This is a genomic window from Aeoliella straminimaris (genome assembly GCF_024054565.1).
Lineage (GTDB): Bacteria > Planctomycetota > Planctomycetia > Pirellulales > Lacipirellulaceae > Aeoliella > Aeoliella straminimaris.
In genome coordinates, this window is the sequence record NZ_JAMXLR010000095.1 from 195,345 (window position 1) to 215,148 (window position 19,804).

The following is a 19,804-nucleotide window of genomic DNA, read 5'->3' on the forward strand; positions in this document are numbered from 1 at the left end:
ATTCCCGCCACGTGCGTGGCTTAGGATTGATGGGAGTATTGGTAGCAACTCGCCCCCGGTCTGCTTAGACTGGGGGCGATGCTCATTCACCCCGCCATGCTCCTGTACGTGTTGCTGGGAGTCCTGATCGTGTACGGAATCTGGACTTCCAGACGCTCCAACTGGCCCATCAAAATCGTGGTCAGCAGCCGGGGGGTGGAATCGATGCGGGGGCTGCCGGCCTCCCGCACCGCCCGAGTGGCCGAATTCCTCGAACGGGACCTCGCTCCGGAGAGCCGAGTGGTGATTCGCGCGGCTCGTTCGAAGTCGGGACGGCTGCGTACCAAGGTCACGGGCGCCGTGGACGATGGCACTCGCCAACGGATTCGAAACTTCCTGTACGCGGAACTCTAAATAGGCTTTTGGCCCTGCGTAACCCGTACAGGCCGCATGGGCCGGCCGGCTTGCCGGGCTTCTCCAGCCGTTAGAAATTCTCTGCTCAAATTCGAGCAAACTGTATCCGATGGCTAATACTTGTAAGCCCTCACTCGAGGGGCGCCCTCCCACCGCCATCTCATTTTGGAGCCACGCCAACATGCTCGCAACCGTAAACGAAGTGCCCCAGCTGATCGACCGCATTGCCGATGCTTTGAACTCGAGTCCCTACATCGCTCCCGGCAAGGTACGCGTTGAGCCGGGCGAGAATGGTCAGGTTCGGTTGCAAGGCAGCGTGCAGACCTTCTTCGAGAAGCAAATGGCACAAGAGACGATTCGCCACATCGCCGGCGAGGGACGCATCCAGAACATGGTGGAAGTCACCTGGTAAGGGTGCCCCCCCCACAGTTGCCAGCAACGTGGCCAACGACGACGGCCATCGCGTAAGCTAGTATGATTCACCAGGCGAGGTCCGTTGGGCACGCCGCGGTTGGATCGCTGCTTTCGCACCCGTTGAGTGATGCCATGTTTCGTTCGATTTCCAAATGGTTGGGGCTGGAGGACCGGTCGGCCAACGTCCAACGCACGACTCCTCGTCCGTGGCGGGAGTATCTGCACCAGCACATTTGGCAGTACCAGCATCTCAAGGGCAGTCAGCGGGAACGACTGGAGGACGTTGTTCGGCACGTGGTGGCCGAGCGGTACTGGTCGGGAGGCAGTGGTTTCGAGGTCACCGACGAAATGCGGGTAACGGTGGCTGGCATGGCGGCGCTGATGACCTTGGGGCTCGACGAGCCCTACTATTTCCCCCGCGTTCCCGAAATTGTCCTGTACCCGCACCCGTTTTTTGCCACCGCGAAGCAGACACGGATGTGGGGCACCGATCCGATCTTTGGCACGCACGACGAGAGCCCCCGCCTGGGAGAAGCGTGGCGCCGCGGGCCGATTGTGCTGGCGTGGGACAGCATCGTTCGTCCTCGCGACGAGCAGGGGTGGCGGGTGAACGTCGTAATTCACGAGTTTACGCACCATCTGGATGGCTTGGATGGCGACATGTCGGGCACCCCGCCGATGACCGATCTGCAGCTCGAGCGCGATTGGTACCGCGTGACCGAACTCGACTACCTGCAACTGGTGGGGCAAGCCGAACGGGGAGAGTCGACCCTCCTGAGCCACTACGGAGCGACCAACCGGGCGGAGTTTTTTGCTGTGGCCAGCGAGTGCTTTTTCGATCAGCCGCATGAACTTCGCGATCAGCACGCCCGACTGTACGAAGTGCTGGCTCGATTCTTCCGTCAAAGCCCGGCCGACTTCCTCCCTCACCAAGCCCAACCGCCGCTCCGGCAGCGCGCAAGACGTGGGCACCGTGCTCCTCGACTGGTGTTGCAGCCAGCGATTGCCCACGATCCTTTCTCCCGCGGCACGGCCGAATACCAGGCCGGCGACCTCGAGGCGGCCGTCCGGTCGTTCACCAAGGCCATCGCCAGCGACCCCGACGATGCCGAGGCCTACTCGTCGCGGGCACTGGCCAACTATGGCCAGGAGAGATTTACCGAAGCCCTGGCCGACGCCCTGCAGGCGCTTGAACTGGATGCCGACGATAGCGAAGCCCTGCTGGTGCAAGGTTGCGTGCTCGTCCGTCGAGGCGAGTACCAGGCGGGCCTATCGAGTTTGAAACGGGTTTGCGAGGCCGGCGCCGTGGCCGAAGCCTACGCCCATTGGGGCTACGCCTTGATGAAGCAGGGCGACTTCAATGGGGCCATCCGCAAACTGTCGGACGCCAAGTCGATGGAGCCGCACGATCCGGAAATCTACCGTTGGCGGGCCGAAGCGTATCGTCTGGCGGGGAAAGCGAATCTGGCGGAGGAGGACGAAGAGCGAGCGAACCACTTGTCGTTCGGCAACCGGTAACGCGCGGACCGGTTGTGGCCGCGAACCAAGCTCAACGTTCGTGGCTCCTAGGGGTACAATCTGGTCGAACCCACCGTCGCTATCCCGGGAGCCCGCTATGGATTTCAAGTTGCACGCCCGCCATCTGCTGGGCACAGCCCGCCAGTACACGCTCAAGCAGCTTACCCAGCTTGTCCAGCCCGAGCACTGGGTCTACCGCCCCACGCCCACATCCAACCACGCGCTGTGGATCATGGGGCATTTGGCGATCGCCGATAACCGCTTTGCGACGCGGTTTCGCGAGTCGACCCACCTCGTACCAGCCGGCTATGAGGAGCTGTTCTGGATTGGCACCGAGTGCCACTCGTCTTTGCTCGCTTATCCCCCCATCGAAGAGGTGCGGGCTTACCTGGACGAGCGACGCGAAAACCTGCAGCGGGTTTTGGACGAAGTGACCGACGAGGAACTGGCAGTTCCGGTTCCCGCGATGGATCCGGCCAGTCCCATGGCGACTGCCCCGAATCTGGGACAGTATCTTTTGTACGGCGCGGCGCACGAGATGCTTCACTCCGGCCAACTGTCCGTTTGCTGCCGCGGCCTGGGACACCCACCATTGCGGTAGCAGAGGAATTAACCGGTGGGCAGAGTCGGCAGAAACGACTAAGCTGGAGGGGAGCACGCGTCCTCCCCTGCCCTGCCCCGCCGCATGACTTCCCCCGCTTATTGCCGCCCTTCGGCCTACGATGCATTGCGTCGCGAGCTACCGCTGTTGAGTACCCGGCGAGGATTGGTGCGAGCGGCCTGCGCCATCGCCGCTCACGAGGCGGGGGAGTCGGAGTCCACGCTGGCGCTTAAGTCGCTCGACGCCATGGTCGAGGCAGTGCGCAGCCGCGCACTGAGCGAGTCGCCCGATGCGGTACTCGCTCACCTGCATGACGTGATGTTCGACTTGTTGGAGTTTGGTGGCAATCAAGAAGACTATTACGACCCGTCGAACAGCTATCTGCCGGTGGTGTTGGCCACCCGGCGTGGTATCCCAATCACGCTGGCTATTGTCTACAAGTACGTCGCCGCCGAATTGGGACTCACCGTGCATGGCGTGAACTCGCCCGGGCATTTTCTCGTAGCAGTGGAAACCGAGGAAGCCAATCAGCGGTCGCTGATGTTCGTCGATCCCTTCTATGGCGGTACTTTGCTGACGCTGCCCGAGGCCTTCGACCGCATTGCGCAGACCACGGGCAAGCAGGTCGCTCCCGATCCGCAGTTGCTGGCGCCCGCGAGTCACCGTAGTTGGATTGCCCGCCTATTGGTGAACCTGACGGCGATTTTCGCCCGCTCGGGGCGCGAAAAAGATCTGTACGCCATGCAGGAATTGTTGGACCTGGTGGAGCAAGAGCATGTGGTTTAGAGGTGGCTGGATTCCCGCCGTGGGTTGTTGGCTACTGCTGGCAGCAGCCCCCTGCCTGGCCGACGTGATGGTGGTGGCCAATCGCACCGATCGGCGAGTGCCGGTCGAAATAACCCTGCCCGGCTCGCAGCCGTGGAAAGTGAAGTTGATGCCCAGGCAGTCGCGTCCCATCTTTGCCGATAGCGGAGCGAGCATCGCTTTCCACTCGGGGCGCGAAGTAGTGCAATACAACCTGGTGCCAGGCTCCGTCTACTTTCTCGGCGCCCGCGACGACGGCACGCTCGACCTGGAGCAGATCGGACTGGGCGAATCATCCAGCTTTGTCGCCGGGCTGCCGGGAGCCGCGGCCACCACCCCCCCGGCAACGATTACCGTGAAGATTCTGGTCGACGACGACGAGACCACCAGTCGAGCGATGTGGGAAGGCAAGCTTCGCAAACGCGTGGAACAAGCTTCCCAGATTCTGCATCGCCACGCGATGGTCAAATTGGAAGTGGTCGCCGTTGATACCTGGACCACCGACAACAGCGTGACCGACTTCCACGCCACACTGAAAGAGTTTGAACAGAACGTCGATCCCTTCCCCGCGCAACTGGCCATCGGTTTCTGCAGCCAGTTCGAGGTTTCGCAAGGTCGCACCCACATGGGTGGCACGCGGGGGGCGCTGCGGCCGCATATCCTGCTCCGCGAATGGTCGCGGCACGCCAGCGAAAAGGGCAAGCTGGAACTACTGGTACACGAACTGGGGCACTACCTTGGTGCGGCCCACAGCCCCGAGCCCGATAGCGTGATGCGCCCGGTGTTGGGCAACAGCGATGCGCGTCGCAAGGAGTTCGTGGTGCAGTTCGACCCGGTCAACACGCTGTTGATCTCCATGTTGGGGGAGGAGATTCGCCGCCGACGAGTGAGTCGCTTCGACCAGGTGGCCCCGGCCACGCGCGATCGCTTCCACGAAATCTACGAGGTGCTGGGTTACGCCAGGCCGGAAGATCCGGCCGCGGGAATCCTCCGTCACCAGATTGGCCGCCAGCGCCGAGGTGATCCCCTGAGCGATGCCGTGCGGGATGTGATTTCCAAGATGACACAGGCCGCCCGCACCAATCAGCGACTGCCTACAGCCGATTCTGCGAGCCCTGGACCGCACCGGTTCGAGGGCGATCAGCTGTTCGAGCAACTCGTCCGCCTGGCCGCGCAAGAGTCGGCCAAGGCACCGGAGAATCTGAGGACAAAGGTGTTTCTGATGTCGGTTGGCATCGCCGTGGGCGACCCCGAACAGCTCAACAAGTTGCCAGCCATCGCGCCGGCGCTGGCCCGTATCGAAACACCGGCCGAACGCTCGATTCGCAGCGGTTACATCGGCAAGCCCACCGCCCAGGGGCGGCACGATCTGGCGCGGCACTTTACTGTGGCCGCCATGCTGGTGGGATTGCAAGGTCGCGAATCGGCCGAAACGCTGAGCATGGCCAAGGAGATGCTCGACTCGAACGGTGGTACCGGCTTCAGCTTTGCCGATCTGGCTGCCGACAAGGCGGGCATGCATTTGGCCAGCGAACTGTCGGACGGCCGAGTGAAACTCGAAACGCTGGCCAGCAAGTTTACAGCCAAGGACTACCTGCCCGACGTCAGCACGCTGCCCGAAGGCATGACCACCATGCAGTTCATCAACCAGTTTGGTGGCATGAACGACCCGCGGTTCCAGGACATGATCGAGCGCATCGAGAAAAGCGTCCGAACGCTTCCGCCGTATGAGGGCCTGAAATAACGGATTGAGCTCGCTACCTTCGTAGCAGTGCTTTCGCCGCGGCCACGTGGTTGCGTTTGTCCTGCAACGCGCTCTTGATTTCCCGGTGCCCCTCGCGGGTCTGGGAGATGACGAGGGCACGCTTTTCGGGATAGCAGCGCATGGCTGTTTCATCGGTCCACTCGACCACTGCTTCTTGCAGAATTAAGTCCATCACCAGCACGAAGTCGGTATGCTGCAGTTTCTCGGTGGGCAACTCTTTGGCGTAGTCTTCCAGCAGGTCGTCAACGACGTAAACCTCGGTGAACACCTCCTGGGCTATGACTTCTGCCGCGCCGGGCTCGGTAGCGCCAATCGGTGTGATGGCTGCTTCGTCGGCGCCAATCGAATCGACCGTAAGCTTGGCCACCAACCGGCCAGCTTCTTCGCCCGATTTCGTATCGCGAATCTCGATGGTCTCGCCCAATTCCAAGGTGCGAACCACTCGCCAGGCGCTGGTCTTCAGCATGGGGGCCTGCGTAGCCGGCCCACCCTCGGGTGAGCCTTCCAGTACGTCGGTGCGAGCCACGTTCGACACGCTGAACGAAACGTCCACATGGGCATGTTCGTCATCCAGTGTCTGGACGGTTACTTTGCCGGTCGTGCCTTCGCGAATACGCGTGACCACAGGCTTCACCTCGCCGCTTTCTCCGGGCCGGACCGCAGTGACAAAGGGGCGCTCGGCCTCAGTGGCAATGTGACCTTCCTGGCCGTCGGTCACCACGATGTGCGGTGCCGACACGAGCTTCGTTTCGGACTTGGCGTCTTGAGCGTAGAGTTCGCACTTGATCACGAACTGTTTGGCGACGGGGCTCGGCAGCACTTCGGGCGTCGGTGCCGACGTGCTGAGAACTTCCACCGCCGGCGCCGGCAGGATGGCCGGTTCGTCGGCCTCGGATGTCAGGGAAAACAGGCCCGTCGAAACCAGTGCCAACGCAATTGCCAAACGCATGCTCGTCGCCTCCTGTGAGAGTGGAGCCGGCACAACAGGGCCGGCGCGCGAGGAGATTAGACGAGCTGGACCAGCGGGTCAACATTGAAAAGCCGTGAGGTGGCCATAGCTGCTAGCGACAGCGAGCTGCACGTCGGATGCTTGCTCCTTTGCTGCTAGTTACGCCACAAGAGGCTACAACCCAAAAGCCAATCGCTTCCAGGCTTCTTTAACGCTGTACCCGCGCCGAGCCGCCGAGGGCCAGGGCTTCCACTTCCTTCAGCGAGGCCATGGAGACGTCGCCCGTGAACGTGGTGAGCAGCGCGCCGTGAGCCCAGCCCAGGCGGATGCAGTCTTCCGGGTGGCGTTCGTTCAGCAGGCCGTAGATCAGGCCCGAGGCAAATCCGTCGCCACCGCCGATGCGGTCGACCACGTCGAGGTGCATGGTGCCCATGTCGGTCTTGTCGATCAACTTCGGTCGATCGGGACCTTCCTTGGGGTAATCGGCTACGCGTTTGGGATAGCGATGGCCGTCGTACCACAGCACGGCTGACCAGCCGTGGCGATTGGTGGAGTGCACTTCACGAAGTGTGGTGGCGACTACCTTGATGTTGGGGAAGTCGGCTTTTACCCGCTCGATCATGTGGAAGAATGCAGCCGGATCGAGTCCCGACTCTTTCTCCACGTCCTGGCCTTCGTAGCCCAGACCCTTCTGCAGGTCTTCCTCGTTGCCAATCAGCACGTCAACGTTCTTGACGATGTCGCGATTCATGGCGATGCCCTTCTTCTTGCCACCGGGAAGCGTGGCCCACAGTTTGCCGCGGAAGTTCAAGTCGAACGACGTCACGGCGCCGGCTGCCTTGGCCGCCTGCATGCCTTCGAGGATCAGGTCCGAGGTGTGTTCGCCGAGTGCGGCGTAGATGCCACCCGAGTGGAACCAGCGAACGCCGTGGGCCAGAATGCTCTGCCAGTCGATATCGCCCGGTTTCAACATGGCGGCAGCTTCGTTTGCACGGTTGTATTGCACCACCGGCGGACGGACACCCAGTCCGCGATCGCTATAAACCGTGGCGATATTCGGACCACGCACACCGTCGTGCTCGAATGGCTTGTAGAACGGTCGCACGCCCATCTCTCGCACACGGGCCTGTACCAATTCGCCAATGCCGTAGTTCACCATGGCCGTGGCAATGGCGGTCCGCTGACCGAAACAACTGGCCAGGTTGGCGGCCACGTTGTACTCGCCACCGGATACGTGAATCTCGAAGCTCCGCGCCCTGCGGAACGGAATGGTTCCCGGGTCGAGTCGGTGCACCAGGGCACCTAGCGAGAGCAGATCGATTTCACATTGGTCGGCGGGTTTCAGTTTGAGTACGGACATGCGTAGGGCCACAAGCAGGACAGAGGGTAGTGAGTAGTCCCGCCATTATCGCCGAGCCACTAGGAGTGTCAAAACCCGTCGCACCCTGATTCGGGCCACGCCGGAAGATTCTCCGGAAAATCGGATGGGCCGTAGGTTTTCCTCGCCCGGTACAGGCGGGCGATCCGATCGCGGTGTCAGCGATCACGCAAACGGCGTGACGTTTCTTGCCCGTTGGGAGCGATGGCGCGAATCAAGCTCGCGCGCTGGCCTCCTAACTTCTCCTTGATCTCTTCCAAGCTAAACCGGACCTCTTGGGGCAGATCGCTTTCGTCGTACTCTTCGTGATGATGGATGTCGCCACCGACGTGAAACCCAATCCACGGGATGCCTGCTTTGCAAGATATCGTCACTTCGCTTGCGGAAATCTTGATTTCTGGACGCGCCGAAGTGTTGGCCGGTTTGTCGAGTTGAAACCAGGGGCTCCATCGCAGGTACGAAGCACTAACCGGCGCAAAGTAGCCTTCTTCGTTGGGCTCGAAGTAGCGCGGCTTGGCGTTGCGGCCACTGGGGGGATCGTAGAACGTAAAGCAGCGATTAAAGTGGTCGAAGCCGCGCGTCATGATGTCGAATCGGTCGGTGCTGTGTGGCAGGCCAAAAGTGTGCCCCATCTCGTGCAACGTGGCCCCGATGGTGGTGGACGACAGTCCCCAGATGGTGCTCCGCCCTACGCTGTCGTCGTGCACCCGCGTGGTGTCGTATTGCGAATCGTCCAAGAAGGCCTGGGCCGAGTTGCCGATGCTGGTAGGCCAGGAGAATACCGACGCACTGCCAAACAGTCCGAGATTGCCACCACCGAGCGCCGTATGCGACTTCAGGCGCCCGGTCGCTTCGTCCTTGCGGGTGTAGGCTGCCAGCACGATGTTCTTGGCATTGTCGTCGGGGTGTTCCTGGTTTAGCCAACCGTAGATATTGCGCCACCAGAATTGATCGTCCGGCATGTTGTGGTACTCTTCGGTGCTCTTCGGCCCTGCCCAGGTGTGCACCACGACCTGTCCATCGTCGTCCTGCTCGAGCCGAAACGTGCGGTGTCCGTAGCCCAACTGGTTCATCCGCTCGGCCGTGAATGTCTGCATCAACAGGGCCGCGGTTCTCAGTCGGTTCTCGTAATCCTCGGACGTTGGGCCATCGGGCGCCGCGTAACTGGTGTCGCCCGAGTTGTCGGTCATCCAAACCAGTCGCACGTAGTGAGGATTGGTTTGTGGTTTGTAAACAATCTCGAATTCACTCGGTTCGGCGTTTCGCTCGGCGGACAAGCGAATGCGGTTTTTTCCCTCTGTCAGTTGCACCAAGGCGCGAAATCGATCTTCATGCTGAACCACATGCACTGGCTCGGCGTGGGCCGGCGCGTCCAGGTTTTGAATAGCTAGCTCGCCGGTGCCTGTGGGTGCAGTTCCTTGCAACAGCACCACCGAATAGCGAACGGTAGACCCAGGTTCGTGATTGCTGACGGCAATCGATTCGGCGGCCAGCGAAACTGGGGACGCAAGTATTGCGAACAAGACCGTGATGGCAGGCAGAACGAAATGTGCTCGCAAGAGAGACCTCGGCTGTGGTTTCGATGTCTTGCGACATCTGGGTGCGGCGGCCTGGGCGTCGGCTGCCGCGACCGCGATGTGCGCTAACAGCCCCCGCCATATTGACCAATGGCCCAATAATGCTGATCATCGTGATACGCTCGCTTGAGAGCATTTCACAAAGTGATCACTCCTTTTTTATACCAAAAAGGATTACCTGATGTCCGATTTATGCGATTTTGGCCTCATCGGCCTGGCTGTGATGGGGGAGAACCTGGCGCTCAACGTTGAGAGCCGCGGCTACAAAGTGGCCGTGTTCAACCGAACCACCAGCGTGGTGGACAACTTCATCGACGGCCGTGCGAAGGGTAAGAACTTCGTGGGATGCCACTCGGTCGAGGAACTGGTCAAAGCTCTCAAGCCGCCCCGCAAGGTGATGATGCTCATCAAAGCGGGCCCGGCCGTCGACGCGGTGATCGAGCAGTTGATTCCGCTCTTGGATAAGGGCGACATCATCATCGACGGTGGCAACACCTACTACGCCGACACCGAACGCCGCACCAAATACGTCGAAGAGCAAGGTCTCTTGTTCTGCGGCACCGGCGTCTCCGGTGGCGAAGAGGGCGCACTCAAAGGCCCCAGCATGATGCCGGGGGGCTCGCCCGAGTCGTGGGAGCACGTCAAGCCGATCTTCCAGGCTATCGCGGCTAAGGTCGGACCGAATGGCGACATCCCCTGCTGCGAGTGGGTCGGCCCCCGCGGCGCCGGCCACTACGTAAAGATGGTGCACAACGGCATCGAGTATGGCGACATGCAGCTCATCTGCGAGGCCTACTTCCTGATGAAGGAAGTGTTGGGCCTATCGAACGACGAGCTGTACGACGTCTTCACCGAGTGGAACAAAGGCGAGCTCGATAGCTACCTGATTGAGATCACTCGCGACATCTTCAGCGTCAAGGATGAAGAGACGGGCAATTACATGGTCGACATGGTGCTCGACCGCGCCGGCGCCAAGGGCACCGGCAAGTGGATGAGCCAACTGGCCCTCGACCTCGGCATGCCCAGCACGCTGGTCACGGAAGCCGTATACGCTCGCTGCCTGTCGGCCCTGAAGGACGAACGTGTCCGCGCAAGTAAGGTGCTCAAGGGCCCCGAAATTAAGTACGACGGCGACAAGAAGCAGTTCATCGAGGCGGTGCGGCACGCCCTGTATGCCTCGAAGATTGTGAGCTACGCCCAGGGCTTCGTGCAACTGCAGGCCGCCGCGGCCGAGCACGATTGGCCACTGAACTACGGCGACTGCGCCATGCTGTGGCGTGGCGGGTGCATCATCCGCGCCGTGTTCCTCGATCGCATCAAGGAAGCGTTCGACAAGGACCCCAAGCTCGAGAACCTGCTGCTCGCACCATACTTCGGCGAAGCAGTCGACAAGGCGCAGGACGCCTGGCGACACGTGGTCGCGACCGCGGCCTCGCTCGGCATCCCGGTGCCCGCGTTCTATACCGCCCTGGCCTACTACGACGGCTACCGCCGCGAGTCGCTGCCGGCGAACCTGCTGCAAGCCCAACGCGACTACTTCGGCGCCCACACCTACGAACGCACGGACAAACCCCGCGGCGAGATGTTCCACACCGAGTGGCTCGACCTGCGGAAGGATCCTTCGTAGGACTTGCCGGAAAGAACGCGCAGGAAGACTAACCACGGAGGGCACAGAGGTCACGGAGGAAAGTGACATCATGCGTTTCCAATGAATACGACTGAGAAGATTGTCGAAGCCTATTACCGGTTGTGTAAGAACTGTTTTACGTATCCGGATAAGAAAGTGGCCAGTGGAAACAATCGCCAGCTTGATTTGTTGGCGTACTGTATTCCGACCGAAGAACAGTTGCACATCGAGGCAAGCGTGACGCATGAGCTCTCCTGGAGGGCAACGTGGCCTAAGCTTCGAGATGCATTCGACCGGAAGTTTTTTGGTGCACCTCAACGCCGGGAAGGCAATAATACTGACTTCAGCCGAGGTAGAAACTACTTCGATGCAATACAGTGCACTTACGAATCTGTTGGCTTTTGCCTTTCGAAGCTTCAGCGAGTCTGGGTCACTTGGGTATTGCCGGAAGATGCCAGCTTCGATGACCACCTGAGCACTTATTGTGCGTCGAGAGGTTTGCCAGCGGATGGAATTCGAGTGGTTAGCTTTCGAGATGAGGTTTTGCCCGAGTTGTCGGAGAGCGTAGGCCGTTCCAATTACGGAGATGACTCTCTTCGCACGCTGAGTTTAATTCAGCAATGGCATAGTCAGACAGATTGATAGTCACCCCTCTCAGTGCACTCTGTGTTCTCCGTGGTTAAACAACAAAACCAACCAGCAAACTAACTCCGGGCGCTGACGCTTCCGGCTCACCAACAATCCCCCTCAGCCGTTCAACTAAAACCAATCAGGCAAACCAAAATGTCCTACCTAGAAAAACTCTTCAGCTTCGACGGTCAGGTGGCCGTGGTGATTGGTGGTACCGGCGTACTCTGCGGCGAGATGGCCGAGGGGCTTGGTAAGGCCGGCGCCCACGTGGTTGTGGCCGGGCGGAGCGAAGAACGCGGTGCTGCCCGTGTCGAGGCGATTGAGAAGGCCGGCGGCAAGGCCTGCTTCGCATCCGTCGACGCCATGAGCAAGGCTTCGATCCAAGAGCTTTGCGACAAGGTCGTCAAAGATCACGGCCGCGTCGATGCGGTAGTCAACGGGGCGGGCGTCAACTCGGCGACCCCCTATTTTGACATTGCCGAGGACGAATTCGACAAGATCATCAAGAGCAACCTGGCCGGCGTGCATTACAGCTGCCAGGTGTTTGGCAAGCAAATGATCGACTCGGGCGCCGGCGGGTCGATTCTCAACATTGGCAGCGTCACGAGCTTCCTGCCGCTTTCGAAGGTGTTTACCTATTCGGCCTCGAAGGCGGCGGTGCTGAGCCTCACCAAGAACGTCGCCCGCGAGTTTGCCACCCAGGGCGTGCGGGTGAACTGCCTGTGCCCCGGCTTTTTTCCTGCTGAGCAAAACCGCAAAATCTTGAGCGAAGAGCGAGTTGCCGATATCATGCGTCACACACCGATGAAGCGTTTCGGCGAGCCCGAAGAGCTGATGGGTGCGACGCTGCTATTGCTCGCACGCGGTGCCGGCAGCTTCATCACAGGCGAGGCAATTTACGTCGACGGCGGTTTCACCTCCATGACAATCTAGGGAATGCGGAAGTGGGAAATCGGAATGCGGAGTCCGCGTGGCGGCTGCGCAAACTGCTCCCTAGACTCCGCATTCCGAATTCCGCACTCCAAAATTCCCTATGCCTCACTCCATAGTTATCTTCGGTGCGTCGGGCGATCTGACGCAGCGGAAGTTGATTCCTGCGCTCTATCAGCTCCATCGCAAGGGACGCTTGCCCGACGACACGCGGGTCGTTGGCTTTTCTCGCACCAAGTTCACGCACGACGAATGGCGGGCGAGCCTGACGGAGAGCACCCAGAAGTTCGCCGGCGACAACTTCGATGCCGAGTCGTGGGGCGAGTTCGCCCAGAAGATCTTTTATCATCCAGGCGACATCGGTCAGGCGGAGGACTTCGCCGAGCTCGACAAGATGCTCGTGGAACTCGAGGGCGATGGCGAGAGCGAGCGGGTGTATTACCTGTCGACCGCCCCGCGATTCTACGGACCGGCTGCCGAGATGCTCGGCAAATCGGGCATGGCGGACGAGTCGAACGGCCCGCGGCGGGTGGTGATCGAAAAGCCGTTCGGCACCGATGGCGAGACCGCCAGCAAGCTCAACGCCGTGGTGCACAGCCACTTCGCCGAGCACCAGGTCTACCGTATCGACCACTACCTGGGCAAGGAAACGGTGCAGAACCTGATGGTGCTGCGGTTCGCCAATTCGATCTTCGAGCCAATCTGGAACCGCAACTACATCAACCACGTGCAGATCACGGTAGCCGAAGAAGTCGACATCGGCAGCCGCGCAGGCTACTACGAAACGGCCGGCATCATCCGCGACATGTTCCAGAATCACATCTTGCAGTTGATGATGATCACGGCCATGGAAGCGCCGGTAAAGTACGCCGCCGATCCGGTGCGCGACGAAAAAGTCAAAGTCTTGCAGGCCGTGCGACCGATGACACCCGAGATGCTTACCGCCGACACGTTCCGCGGTCAGTACGACGGTTATTTGCAGGAGAAGGACGTCGCGCCCGATAGCCAAACGGCCACGTTTGCGGCCATGAAGTTGTGGATCGACAACTGGCGTTGGCAAGGAGTGCCGTTTTACTTGCGGAGCGGCAAGGCGATGAGTTGCCGCACAACGCAGATCGTTATTCGGTTCCGCCGCCCGCCGCATATGTTGTTCGAGAACACGTCGCGTAACTGCGAAGCCAACCAACTGGTGATCCAGGTCCAGCCGGCCGAAGGTATCCAGATGCACTTTCAGACGAAGGTGCCCGACCAAGGAATGCGTTTCCGCCAGACCGATCTCGACTTCCGTTACGACCGCGAATTTCGTGGCGTGATGCCCGAGGCATACGAGCGACTGCTGCTCGACGCCTTGGAGGGCGACGCCAGTTTGTTTGCGCGTGCCGACGAAGTGGAGGCCGCTTGGAGCATTTGCGACCCGATCCTGCAGCACTGGCAGAACGAAAACCAGCCGCCCGTTTACAAGTACGAGCGGGGGTTCTGGGGGCCGATGGAGTCGACCGAGTGGATGCGCGAGACCGGCCGAGAGTGGTTCGATACCTGCCCGGTGCTGCATTAGAGCACCCATTTGTTTCACTCCGCCAGGATGTTCCACTGTATGGCCGACAAGCCTCAAGTCTTGATCGTCGGGGCAGGCCCCACTGGTTTATCGGCCGCGTTGTTCCTGGCGGATCTCGACATTCCGGTTCGCATCGTCGAGCAACACAGTGGCTTGTCGGAGCACAGCAAGGCGTTCGGCGTCAATCCGCGGACGCTCAGCCTGTTGGAATCGACAGGCGTAACGGAGCGGTTGTTGCGGCAAGGCCACAAGATGCGCGGCATGAATCTGTGGCGGCATGGCCGAGTGATCTTTGCAGGCGATCTCACCAAGGTCGACCACAAGTACCCTTTTATGCTCGTCCATTCGCAAGCCGACAGCGAGCGGGCGTTGGCCGACGCCGTGATCGAGCGGGGCATTCCGGTTGAGTTTAATACGCATTTCGAGTCGCTGAAAATCGAAGGCGACGGCAGTATCACCTGCAGCCTAACCCTGCCCAACGGCGAATCGGAAAGCTACCAGGCCAATGCTCTGCTCGGCGCCGATGGTCCTCGCAGTACCGTCCGCGAGCAACTTGGCTTCGAGTACCTCGGCGATCACTTCGCGGAGCCGTGGATGGTGATCGATCTGGAGCTCGAGACCGACCTGGCCACCGACCACGCCCACCTCGAGTGGCACGACGAGGGCGCGGTGTTCATGCTTTGCATGGCCGACAACCTATGGCGGGTGGCAGGCAATGTCCTGCCAGTGACCGACTACCTTCCTGGAAACACCACGCCGGGGACCATCCGCTGGCAGAGCGAATTCCATCTGCGACACTGCGTGACCAGCCAGTTCGCCGAAGGGCCGGTGGCCCTCGCGGGCGATGCGGCGCACCTGCACTCGCCATTGGGCGGGCGCGGGATGAATCTCGGCATCGAAGATGCCTACGTATTCGCCCACCTCGTGGCTGCGGGCCGGTTGGGCGACTACCATCGACTGCGGAGTCCGGTGGTGCACTCGGTGGTTCGCCGCGTCGAGCAGATGACGCAAGTCGCCCGCGGCCGCACCAAGCTTTCGCACCTCGCGCGGCAATTTGCCCCTCTGGCTTCGGCGGCCATGAATGTGGGGGAAGGCAACTTCCGCAAGTGGGTGCTAGGGCTCGATCACCCGGTCAATCTCGAGTGAAATCCTTGGGCTGGGGTGTTTGTTTGGCTTTCGAAGCTCGAACACGTCTCGCGTCGCCAGTTGTTGTCTGAGCGATAAATAGACCGTCACTGGTCCGCCCGGCTGCCGATGCTCCGCGCGCCTGGCATTCCGTTTGCGGAGGGCTTCTTTGTTGCGGCGTCGTTCACTCGGCTTCAGATAACAGCCTGGCCTCGACTTGTACCATGGGCGCCTGCTGGCGCGATGAACCACCAGGCTCAGGCGCCGAACGGCGGATTGAATCGATTCTCCTTCGCGGACCTCCACGCGTCCGGGCATGCTTTGCGTCTTAGTGGCTGACGCTGTGCCAACTCAAGAGTGCGATGCTTGCGCCTCCAGCGGAGGCCGCAGTGCCAGAGAGTATACCGTTGTAATGCCGGGGCGGCCACAACACTACGCAGGACGTCGGCCGCACGTCAGCAGCGCTATGGCGGCCACCCATAGCAGCAGGGTTGCTGGCTCGGGTACGGCCGCTGCTGCCAAGGAGCTTGGCGCTGAGGAGTCGGTTGCGCCGAAGTTGCGTTTCCAGGCGAGGTATTGCGTCGTGCCGACCACTTGTTGGCTGGTGTCGTTGGGCAGAGTGCCGCGATGGGCGCCAACGTTATTGCGCCACACGACGTAGTCGGCCATGTCGACCACCCCGTCGTCGTTGAAATCGCCCGGCAGCAATTCGGTCACCGAAGTATCCAACAGCGCCCGCGCGGCGGCCGCTTGCTCGTTGAGATTCCACTCGGTGAGCGTTTCGGTCTGCACCCCCTCGCGTCCCCAGAACAAGGGATAGTGCCCGTTGGGATCGCGTTTGTTGTCGTGCATCCACTCCATCGCGCCATGCACGGCGCTGCGCCAGGAGCGATTACCGTCCCGCAGGTAAAGGTCGTTCAGGGCGTCGACCATTTCGAAGGCCCAGTAGCTTTCGTCGTTGAGCGCGCCGGTCGAGCTGTTGAAAAAACGACCAACACCCGAGTAAGCAACTCGTTGTGCTTCGTGCAAGTAGGCTAAGTCGCCGGTGGCGTCGTAAAGTTCGATGTTGGCCGAAATGCCGATGCCCGTGGCGTTGACGATGTCGACGCCATCGGCCTGCATCGTGTCGAGTCGGAATCGCTGCCAGTAGCGGCCGCCTGCCTGTTGCACGTGCGAATTGGTCCACTCCATCAGCCGCTCGGCGTCGTCCAGGTACTGCTGTTCGCCCGTAGCGTTGTACAGCATCGCCGCGGCCCGGGCTCCTTGCAGCGTGGAGACGGTGTCTTTGGAGCCGTAGTCGCCCCGGCGGAAGTAGATGCCCCCTCCGCCGGCGTCGTCCTCGCCCGAGAGCACAAAGTCGTAGGTTTCGATGGCCCGCGTCTTGTACACCTCGTCGCCGGTCAGGTTGTAGGCCTCGACCATCGAGACCACCAGATGGCCGTTGTCGTCGTAGTAGTGATCGCTGGCAAACGCCACGGCGCTGTAGCCGCCATTGCGCCAGTAGTCGTTACGCAGTTGGTTGGAGAACGCTCGCAATTCTGGAGCGTAGGTCGTTGGATCGATTTGCACCAGCGAATCGAGCACCCGAAACTGCGTGGCGGCCGGCCACACGAACGCCCGACCGTTGGCTCCACCGTACTGCCCACCGCCCAGATTGGCAGTCTCCGCGTAGAGGCTGGACCGTTCGAGCCGCAACGTCGACTCAATCTCCTGCGCGACTTCCATACCCCAGGCTTGCAGCGTGGCGAGTTCCACACCGCGCACCGCAGGGCAGATCCCCACCAACAGGGCCAACCCCAGGCCACACCGCCAAACTCGACTCAAAGATGCCATCAACTCGTCTGTTCCCAATCACGCAAAAACGCCTTGTTCCGTACGTTTTATTGTAACCGCCGGGGCTCCCCAGCACGATGGCTTGGCAGACAAAATTCCCCTCTCCCCCGAGACCTTCACGCGAGAATTGCTACGTGGACGAGAATCTGTCTCTGAGCGATCGGGGGAAGGGGGCGAGGGTGAAGAGGCTCGATCACCTGGTGGAGCCTGAGGGAACGTGGTGGTGGCTACGCGAGAAGTTGTCGCCACGAACGCCAGAAGCTCGATATGAGCGTGACGTATCCACTGATACCTGCGAGACCTACCTTCCCTGCTTCTCCTTCTTGTCGAGCAGGTTGGCCACAAGATCTTCGAGGTCCTTTCCGAGTAGTTTCTTCTCCACGATGCGTCCCTCGGGATCGAGGACGTAAATGGTGGGCCAGGAGAGTATGTTGTAGTCGCGGACGATGGGGCCTTCCGGGCCATCGTACCAGATGGGCCAGTCCATGGAGTGTTTGTCAGCCACCTCAAGAGCCTCCTCACGCTGCTCTGCGCGACAGACGCCAAGTAGAGCGAAGGGGCGATCTTGAAACGTTTCGGCCAGCCTCTTCTCTTCGGGCACCAAAGCAAGGCAGGGACCGCATTCGGGGAACCAAAACGACAGCACGACGACCTTACCGCGATATTCCCTCAAGTCGAGCGGTTTGCCGTGAAGGTCGGTACCCAAAATGTTCGGGGCTTCGGTGCCGACGATTAGATGTTCCAGGGCATAAAGACTCTGGGCGGCTTTCTCGCCGAGTGTGTCGAGGTTGCGGAAGGACGGAGCGGTGATTGACACCGGGATATCTTGATGTCTCGACAGCACTTCACGAAATAACTCGATGGCATCCTGCCGATACTCCTCCGGCTTGCCTTGTTCTATGTACAGTTTCCAGTTCGGACACTCTCTCGAACGGACGTACTCGTTGAATTCGTTGGATGAGCCGTGGCCACGACGCCGCTGACGAGTGGAGGCAATTTCATACTTCTGAGACAACATCTCCGCCAAAGCCGTGATTGCAAACCCTTGGACTTTATGTGAAGAGTCGGCATCGTTTTGTAGCTTTCGCAGAAACTGCTCTCGCCCGGGGCCGGGAAATTGGGCGGCTTGCAGGCATAGAAGAGGCAGTTCGTCGCGGTGAGTCTGGTGCATGGCCAGGATGTGCCAGACTATTTGGTCCGCGGAAAATGCTCTTTGCTCCGAATTGCCCACTGCGTTAATACATTGCAGGATCCACTGGCAGCACTCATACGCTGCGTCGTCATCAGGATTTTCTGTTGCCAGCTTCAAGAACCGAGGCAGAAAAGACCACGCTGGCCACTCGTTGTAGGCTTGGATGCTTTGTTCAGTCGAGAGCCGTTCGCGTCCTTCAAGGGGAGTGAAGCTGCCGCGCCAGTCCTCCGCGACCTCCTCGTACTGGCTCTTTAACGCTTCAACCTGAGCTAACCTGTCCGCGTTCGCGAGCTGGGGCATGCATAGGCACACAAAAATAAGGAGCGAGTTTGAACACATTCCAGAGAATTTCATAGAGCATTACCTGAGACAACTAAGGTCCAGTCTTTCCGAAACCGCGACATCCGCGACTCATGCCAGGCCACGATTTTGGTGCGCGCTACCTCGTGACCCGCTACGGACTCTCCTTAAAACTCAATAATCGCTTTGATCACGCCATCGCGTTTGTGTTCCACCAGGTCGAAAGCCGCTTCTGTGTCGTCAAAAGCGAAGTGGTGCGTCAGCAGGTTGTCCACTTTCGCCCGGTGCCTGGCGATCAGCTGGAGTGCTGCCGGCACACAACCTCGCTGGCGGCGGACGTTCATAATCGTCAGTTCCTTGCGGCGCATCAGGTGCGGCGGGAAGTTCACTGCATCGCACTCGGGAATGCCAACGATCATCAGCAGTCCGCCTGGCTTCAGCAGTTCTATCGCCTGATCGAGAGCCGCTTGTTGGCCACAGCATTCGTACACAATGTCGAGGCCTGCTGGCTCACGGGCGAGGACTTCGGCGACTACGTCTTCGCGGCTAGGATTGCCAGCCCAGGTGGCCCCGGCCTCGCAGGCTGCCTGGCAGCGATAGTCGACTTTGTCGGTGCAATAAATCGCGCGGCATCCCATGTCTACCGCTGGCAGCATCACCGAGTGGCCGATCGGTCCCATCCCCAGAATGCCGATGGCGTGCTCCCGCTCGAGCGCCGACTGCTGTACGGTGTAAACTCCGATCGCCAGTGGTTCGGAGAACGTCGCCGCACCGAAATCGAAGTCCTCTGCAACGCGAAACACATTTGTCTCGGGCATCACCAACTGCTCGACAAGGGCACCCTCGACTTGTCCGGGGCAACCCAGGAACAAATTGTGACGGCAAGTGTTCTCTCGCCCGGTGCGACATTGGTCGCAGGTACCGCAGGAGAGCGAAGGCTCGATCGCGACGCGGTCGCCCTCAGCCACGGTCGATACCTGGGAACCGACCTCCAGCACCGTGCCCGCACATTCGTGCCCCACGGTAAAAGGATACTCCACCACCTGGTCCCCAATGCGGCCTGTGGTGTAGTAGTGCAGGTCGGAGCCACACACGCCCACGGCCCCCATCTTGATCAGCACATCGGTATCCTGCTGCAGCGTTGGAGCTGGCACCTCCCGCAACTCCAAGGTATGCAGGGCACTTAACTTGAACGACTTCATGGCGACCCCGC

The 19,804-nt window shown here is 60.5% G+C and carries 18 protein-coding genes; 11 read left to right on the forward strand and 7 right to left on the reverse strand.

From position 1 onward, the window contains the following. The first annotated feature begins 78 nt into the window (after positions 1 to 78). The 6 genes from NG895_RS29825 (at position 79) to NG895_RS29850 (ending at position 5,474) form a co-directional block, all read left to right on the forward strand. A complete protein-coding gene (locus tag NG895_RS29825; RefSeq protein WP_252856225.1) occupies positions 79 to 393 on the forward strand; it encodes a hypothetical protein in 315 nt (104 codons plus the stop codon). 109 nt (positions 394 to 502) lie between these two features. Continuing rightward, the gene (locus NG895_RS29830; protein ID WP_252856226.1) at positions 503 to 805 is read left to right on the forward strand and encodes a BON domain-containing protein; all 303 of its coding nucleotides are present in this window, start codon (positions 503 to 505) and stop codon (positions 803 to 805) included. 134 nt (positions 806 to 939) lie between these two features. Continuing rightward, the gene (locus NG895_RS29835; protein ID WP_252856227.1) at positions 940 to 2,325 is read left to right on the forward strand and encodes a zinc-dependent peptidase; all 1,386 of its coding nucleotides are present in this window, start codon (positions 940 to 942) and stop codon (positions 2,323 to 2,325) included. Positions 2,326 to 2,422: 97 nt separating this feature from the next. Continuing rightward, complete coding sequence (locus tag NG895_RS29840; RefSeq protein WP_252856228.1) at positions 2,423 to 2,926, forward strand: DinB family protein; 504 nt, start codon at positions 2,423 to 2,425, stop codon at positions 2,924 to 2,926. 84 nt (positions 2,927 to 3,010) lie between these two features. Continuing rightward, complete coding sequence (locus NG895_RS29845; RefSeq protein ID WP_252856229.1) at positions 3,011 to 3,712, forward strand: transglutaminase-like domain-containing protein; 702 nt, start codon at positions 3,011 to 3,013, stop codon at positions 3,710 to 3,712. Further along, entirely contained in the window at positions 3,702 to 5,474 is a 1,773-nt protein-coding gene (locus NG895_RS29850) for a matrixin family metalloprotease (RefSeq protein WP_252856230.1), read from the forward strand. The genes NG895_RS29845 and NG895_RS29850 overlap by 11 nt, the downstream gene beginning before the upstream one ends. 13 nt (positions 5,475 to 5,487) lie before the next feature. Here NG895_RS29850 and NG895_RS29855 read toward each other — a convergent pair whose 3' ends face one another. The 3 genes from NG895_RS29855 to NG895_RS29865 all read right to left on the reverse strand — a co-directional run bounded on the left by NG895_RS29855 (position 5,488) and on the right by NG895_RS29865 (position 9,381). Continuing rightward, positions 5,488 to 6,444, reverse strand: a complete 957-nt coding sequence (locus tag NG895_RS29855; protein ID WP_252856231.1) for a type II and III secretion system protein — start codon at positions 6,442 to 6,444, stop codon at positions 5,488 to 5,490. Between the two features lie 208 nt (positions 6,445 to 6,652). Then, complete coding sequence (locus NG895_RS29860) at positions 6,653 to 7,804, reverse strand: sugar kinase (protein WP_252856232.1); 1,152 nt, start codon at positions 7,802 to 7,804, stop codon at positions 6,653 to 6,655. A 176-nt stretch (positions 7,805 to 7,980) separates the two neighbouring features. Further along, the gene (locus tag NG895_RS29865; RefSeq protein WP_252856233.1) at positions 7,981 to 9,381 is read right to left on the reverse strand and encodes a metallopeptidase; all 1,401 of its coding nucleotides are present in this window, start codon (positions 9,379 to 9,381) and stop codon (positions 7,981 to 7,983) included. 199 nt (positions 9,382 to 9,580) lie between these two features. Here NG895_RS29865 and gnd point away from each other — a divergent pair, with 199 nt between their 5' ends. From gnd to NG895_RS29890, 5 genes are all read left to right on the forward strand, one after another. Beyond that, the gene (gene gnd / locus NG895_RS29870) at positions 9,581 to 11,026 is read left to right on the forward strand and encodes a decarboxylating NADP(+)-dependent phosphogluconate dehydrogenase (protein ID WP_252856234.1); all 1,446 of its coding nucleotides are present in this window, start codon (positions 9,581 to 9,583) and stop codon (positions 11,024 to 11,026) included. A gap of 81 nt (positions 11,027 to 11,107) precedes the next feature. Next, positions 11,108 to 11,668, forward strand: coding sequence for a hypothetical protein (locus NG895_RS29875; protein WP_252856235.1), 561 nt, complete (start codon positions 11,108 to 11,110; stop codon positions 11,666 to 11,668). A 141-nt stretch (positions 11,669 to 11,809) separates the two neighbouring features. Beyond that, positions 11,810 to 12,589, forward strand: coding sequence for an SDR family oxidoreductase (locus NG895_RS29880; protein ID WP_252856236.1), 780 nt, complete (start codon positions 11,810 to 11,812; stop codon positions 12,587 to 12,589). Positions 12,590 to 12,689: 100 nt separating this feature from the next. Next, entirely contained in the window at positions 12,690 to 14,141 is a 1,452-nt protein-coding gene (gene zwf / locus NG895_RS29885) for a glucose-6-phosphate dehydrogenase (protein WP_252856237.1), read from the forward strand. 39 nt (positions 14,142 to 14,180) lie between these two features. Beyond that, positions 14,181 to 15,287 carry an FAD-dependent oxidoreductase gene (locus NG895_RS29890; protein WP_252856238.1) on the forward strand — a complete coding sequence of 369 codons (1,107 nt, stop codon included), beginning with the start codon at positions 14,181 to 14,183 and terminating at the stop codon, positions 15,285 to 15,287. Here NG895_RS29890 and rpsU read toward each other — a convergent pair. The 4 genes from rpsU to NG895_RS29905 all read right to left on the reverse strand — a co-directional run bounded on the left by rpsU (position 15,255) and on the right by NG895_RS29905 (position 19,793). Next, positions 15,255 to 15,584 (reverse strand): 30S ribosomal protein S21, encoded by a 330-nt coding sequence (gene rpsU, locus NG895_RS31015; protein ID WP_425267275.1) that lies wholly within the window; start codon positions 15,582 to 15,584, stop codon positions 15,255 to 15,257. The two genes, NG895_RS29890 and rpsU, sit on opposite strands and share 33 nt — an antisense overlap. Before the next feature lie 114 nt (positions 15,585 to 15,698). After that, the gene (locus NG895_RS29895) at positions 15,699 to 17,099 is read right to left on the reverse strand and encodes a glycoside hydrolase family 76 protein (protein WP_252856239.1); all 1,401 of its coding nucleotides are present in this window, start codon (positions 17,097 to 17,099) and stop codon (positions 15,699 to 15,701) included. Positions 17,100 to 17,400: 301 nt separating this feature from the next. Beyond that, a complete protein-coding gene (locus tag NG895_RS29900; RefSeq protein WP_252856240.1) occupies positions 17,401 to 18,591 on the reverse strand; it encodes a TlpA family protein disulfide reductase in 1,191 nt (396 codons plus the stop codon). A gap of 167 nt (positions 18,592 to 18,758) precedes the next feature. Continuing rightward, complete coding sequence (locus tag NG895_RS29905; protein ID WP_252856241.1) at positions 18,759 to 19,793, reverse strand: zinc-dependent alcohol dehydrogenase; 1,035 nt, start codon at positions 19,791 to 19,793, stop codon at positions 18,759 to 18,761. Positions 19,794 to 19,804 lie beyond the last annotated feature (11 nt).

Excerpts from the sequence above, each read along its gene's own strand:
- rpsU (WP_425267275.1), bottom strand. The coding sequence starts at position 15,584 with ATGCCCGGACGCGTGGAGGTCCGCGAAGGAGAATCGATTCAATCCGCC.
- zwf (WP_252856237.1), top strand. The coding sequence starts at position 12,690 with ATGCCTCACTCCATAGTTATCTTCGGTGCGTCGGGCGATCTGACGCAG.
- NG895_RS29875 (WP_252856235.1), top strand. The coding sequence starts at position 11,108 with ATGAATACGACTGAGAAGATTGTCGAAGCCTATTACCGGTTGTGTAAG.
- NG895_RS29890 (WP_252856238.1), top strand. The coding sequence starts at position 14,181 with ATGGCCGACAAGCCTCAAGTCTTGATCGTCGGGGCAGGCCCCACTGGT.
- NG895_RS29860 (WP_252856232.1), bottom strand. The coding sequence starts at position 7,804 with ATGTCCGTACTCAAACTGAAACCCGCCGACCAATGTGAAATCGATCTG.
- NG895_RS29845 (WP_252856229.1), top strand. The coding sequence starts at position 3,011 with ATGACTTCCCCCGCTTATTGCCGCCCTTCGGCCTACGATGCATTGCGT.
- NG895_RS29835 (WP_252856227.1), top strand. The coding sequence starts at position 940 with ATGTTTCGTTCGATTTCCAAATGGTTGGGGCTGGAGGACCGGTCGGCC.
- NG895_RS29905 (WP_252856241.1), bottom strand. The coding sequence starts at position 19,793 with ATGAAGTCGTTCAAGTTAAGTGCCCTGCATACCTTGGAGTTGCGGGAG.
- NG895_RS29900 (WP_252856240.1), bottom strand. The coding sequence starts at position 18,591 with ATGCCCCAGCTCGCGAACGCGGACAGGTTAGCTCAGGTTGAAGCGTTA.
- NG895_RS29840 (WP_252856228.1), top strand. The coding sequence starts at position 2,423 with ATGGATTTCAAGTTGCACGCCCGCCATCTGCTGGGCACAGCCCGCCAG.
- gnd (WP_252856234.1), top strand. The coding sequence starts at position 9,581 with ATGTCCGATTTATGCGATTTTGGCCTCATCGGCCTGGCTGTGATGGGG.
- NG895_RS29830 (WP_252856226.1), top strand. The coding sequence starts at position 503 with ATGGCTAATACTTGTAAGCCCTCACTCGAGGGGCGCCCTCCCACCGCC.
- NG895_RS29895 (WP_252856239.1), bottom strand. The coding sequence starts at position 17,099 with ATGGCATCTTTGAGTCGAGTTTGGCGGTGTGGCCTGGGGTTGGCCCTG.
- NG895_RS29855 (WP_252856231.1), bottom strand. The coding sequence starts at position 6,444 with ATGCGTTTGGCAATTGCGTTGGCACTGGTTTCGACGGGCCTGTTTTCC.
- NG895_RS29880 (WP_252856236.1), top strand. The coding sequence starts at position 11,810 with ATGTCCTACCTAGAAAAACTCTTCAGCTTCGACGGTCAGGTGGCCGTG.
- NG895_RS29825 (WP_252856225.1), top strand. The coding sequence starts at position 79 with ATGCTCATTCACCCCGCCATGCTCCTGTACGTGTTGCTGGGAGTCCTG.
- NG895_RS29850 (WP_252856230.1), top strand. The coding sequence starts at position 3,702 with ATGTGGTTTAGAGGTGGCTGGATTCCCGCCGTGGGTTGTTGGCTACTG.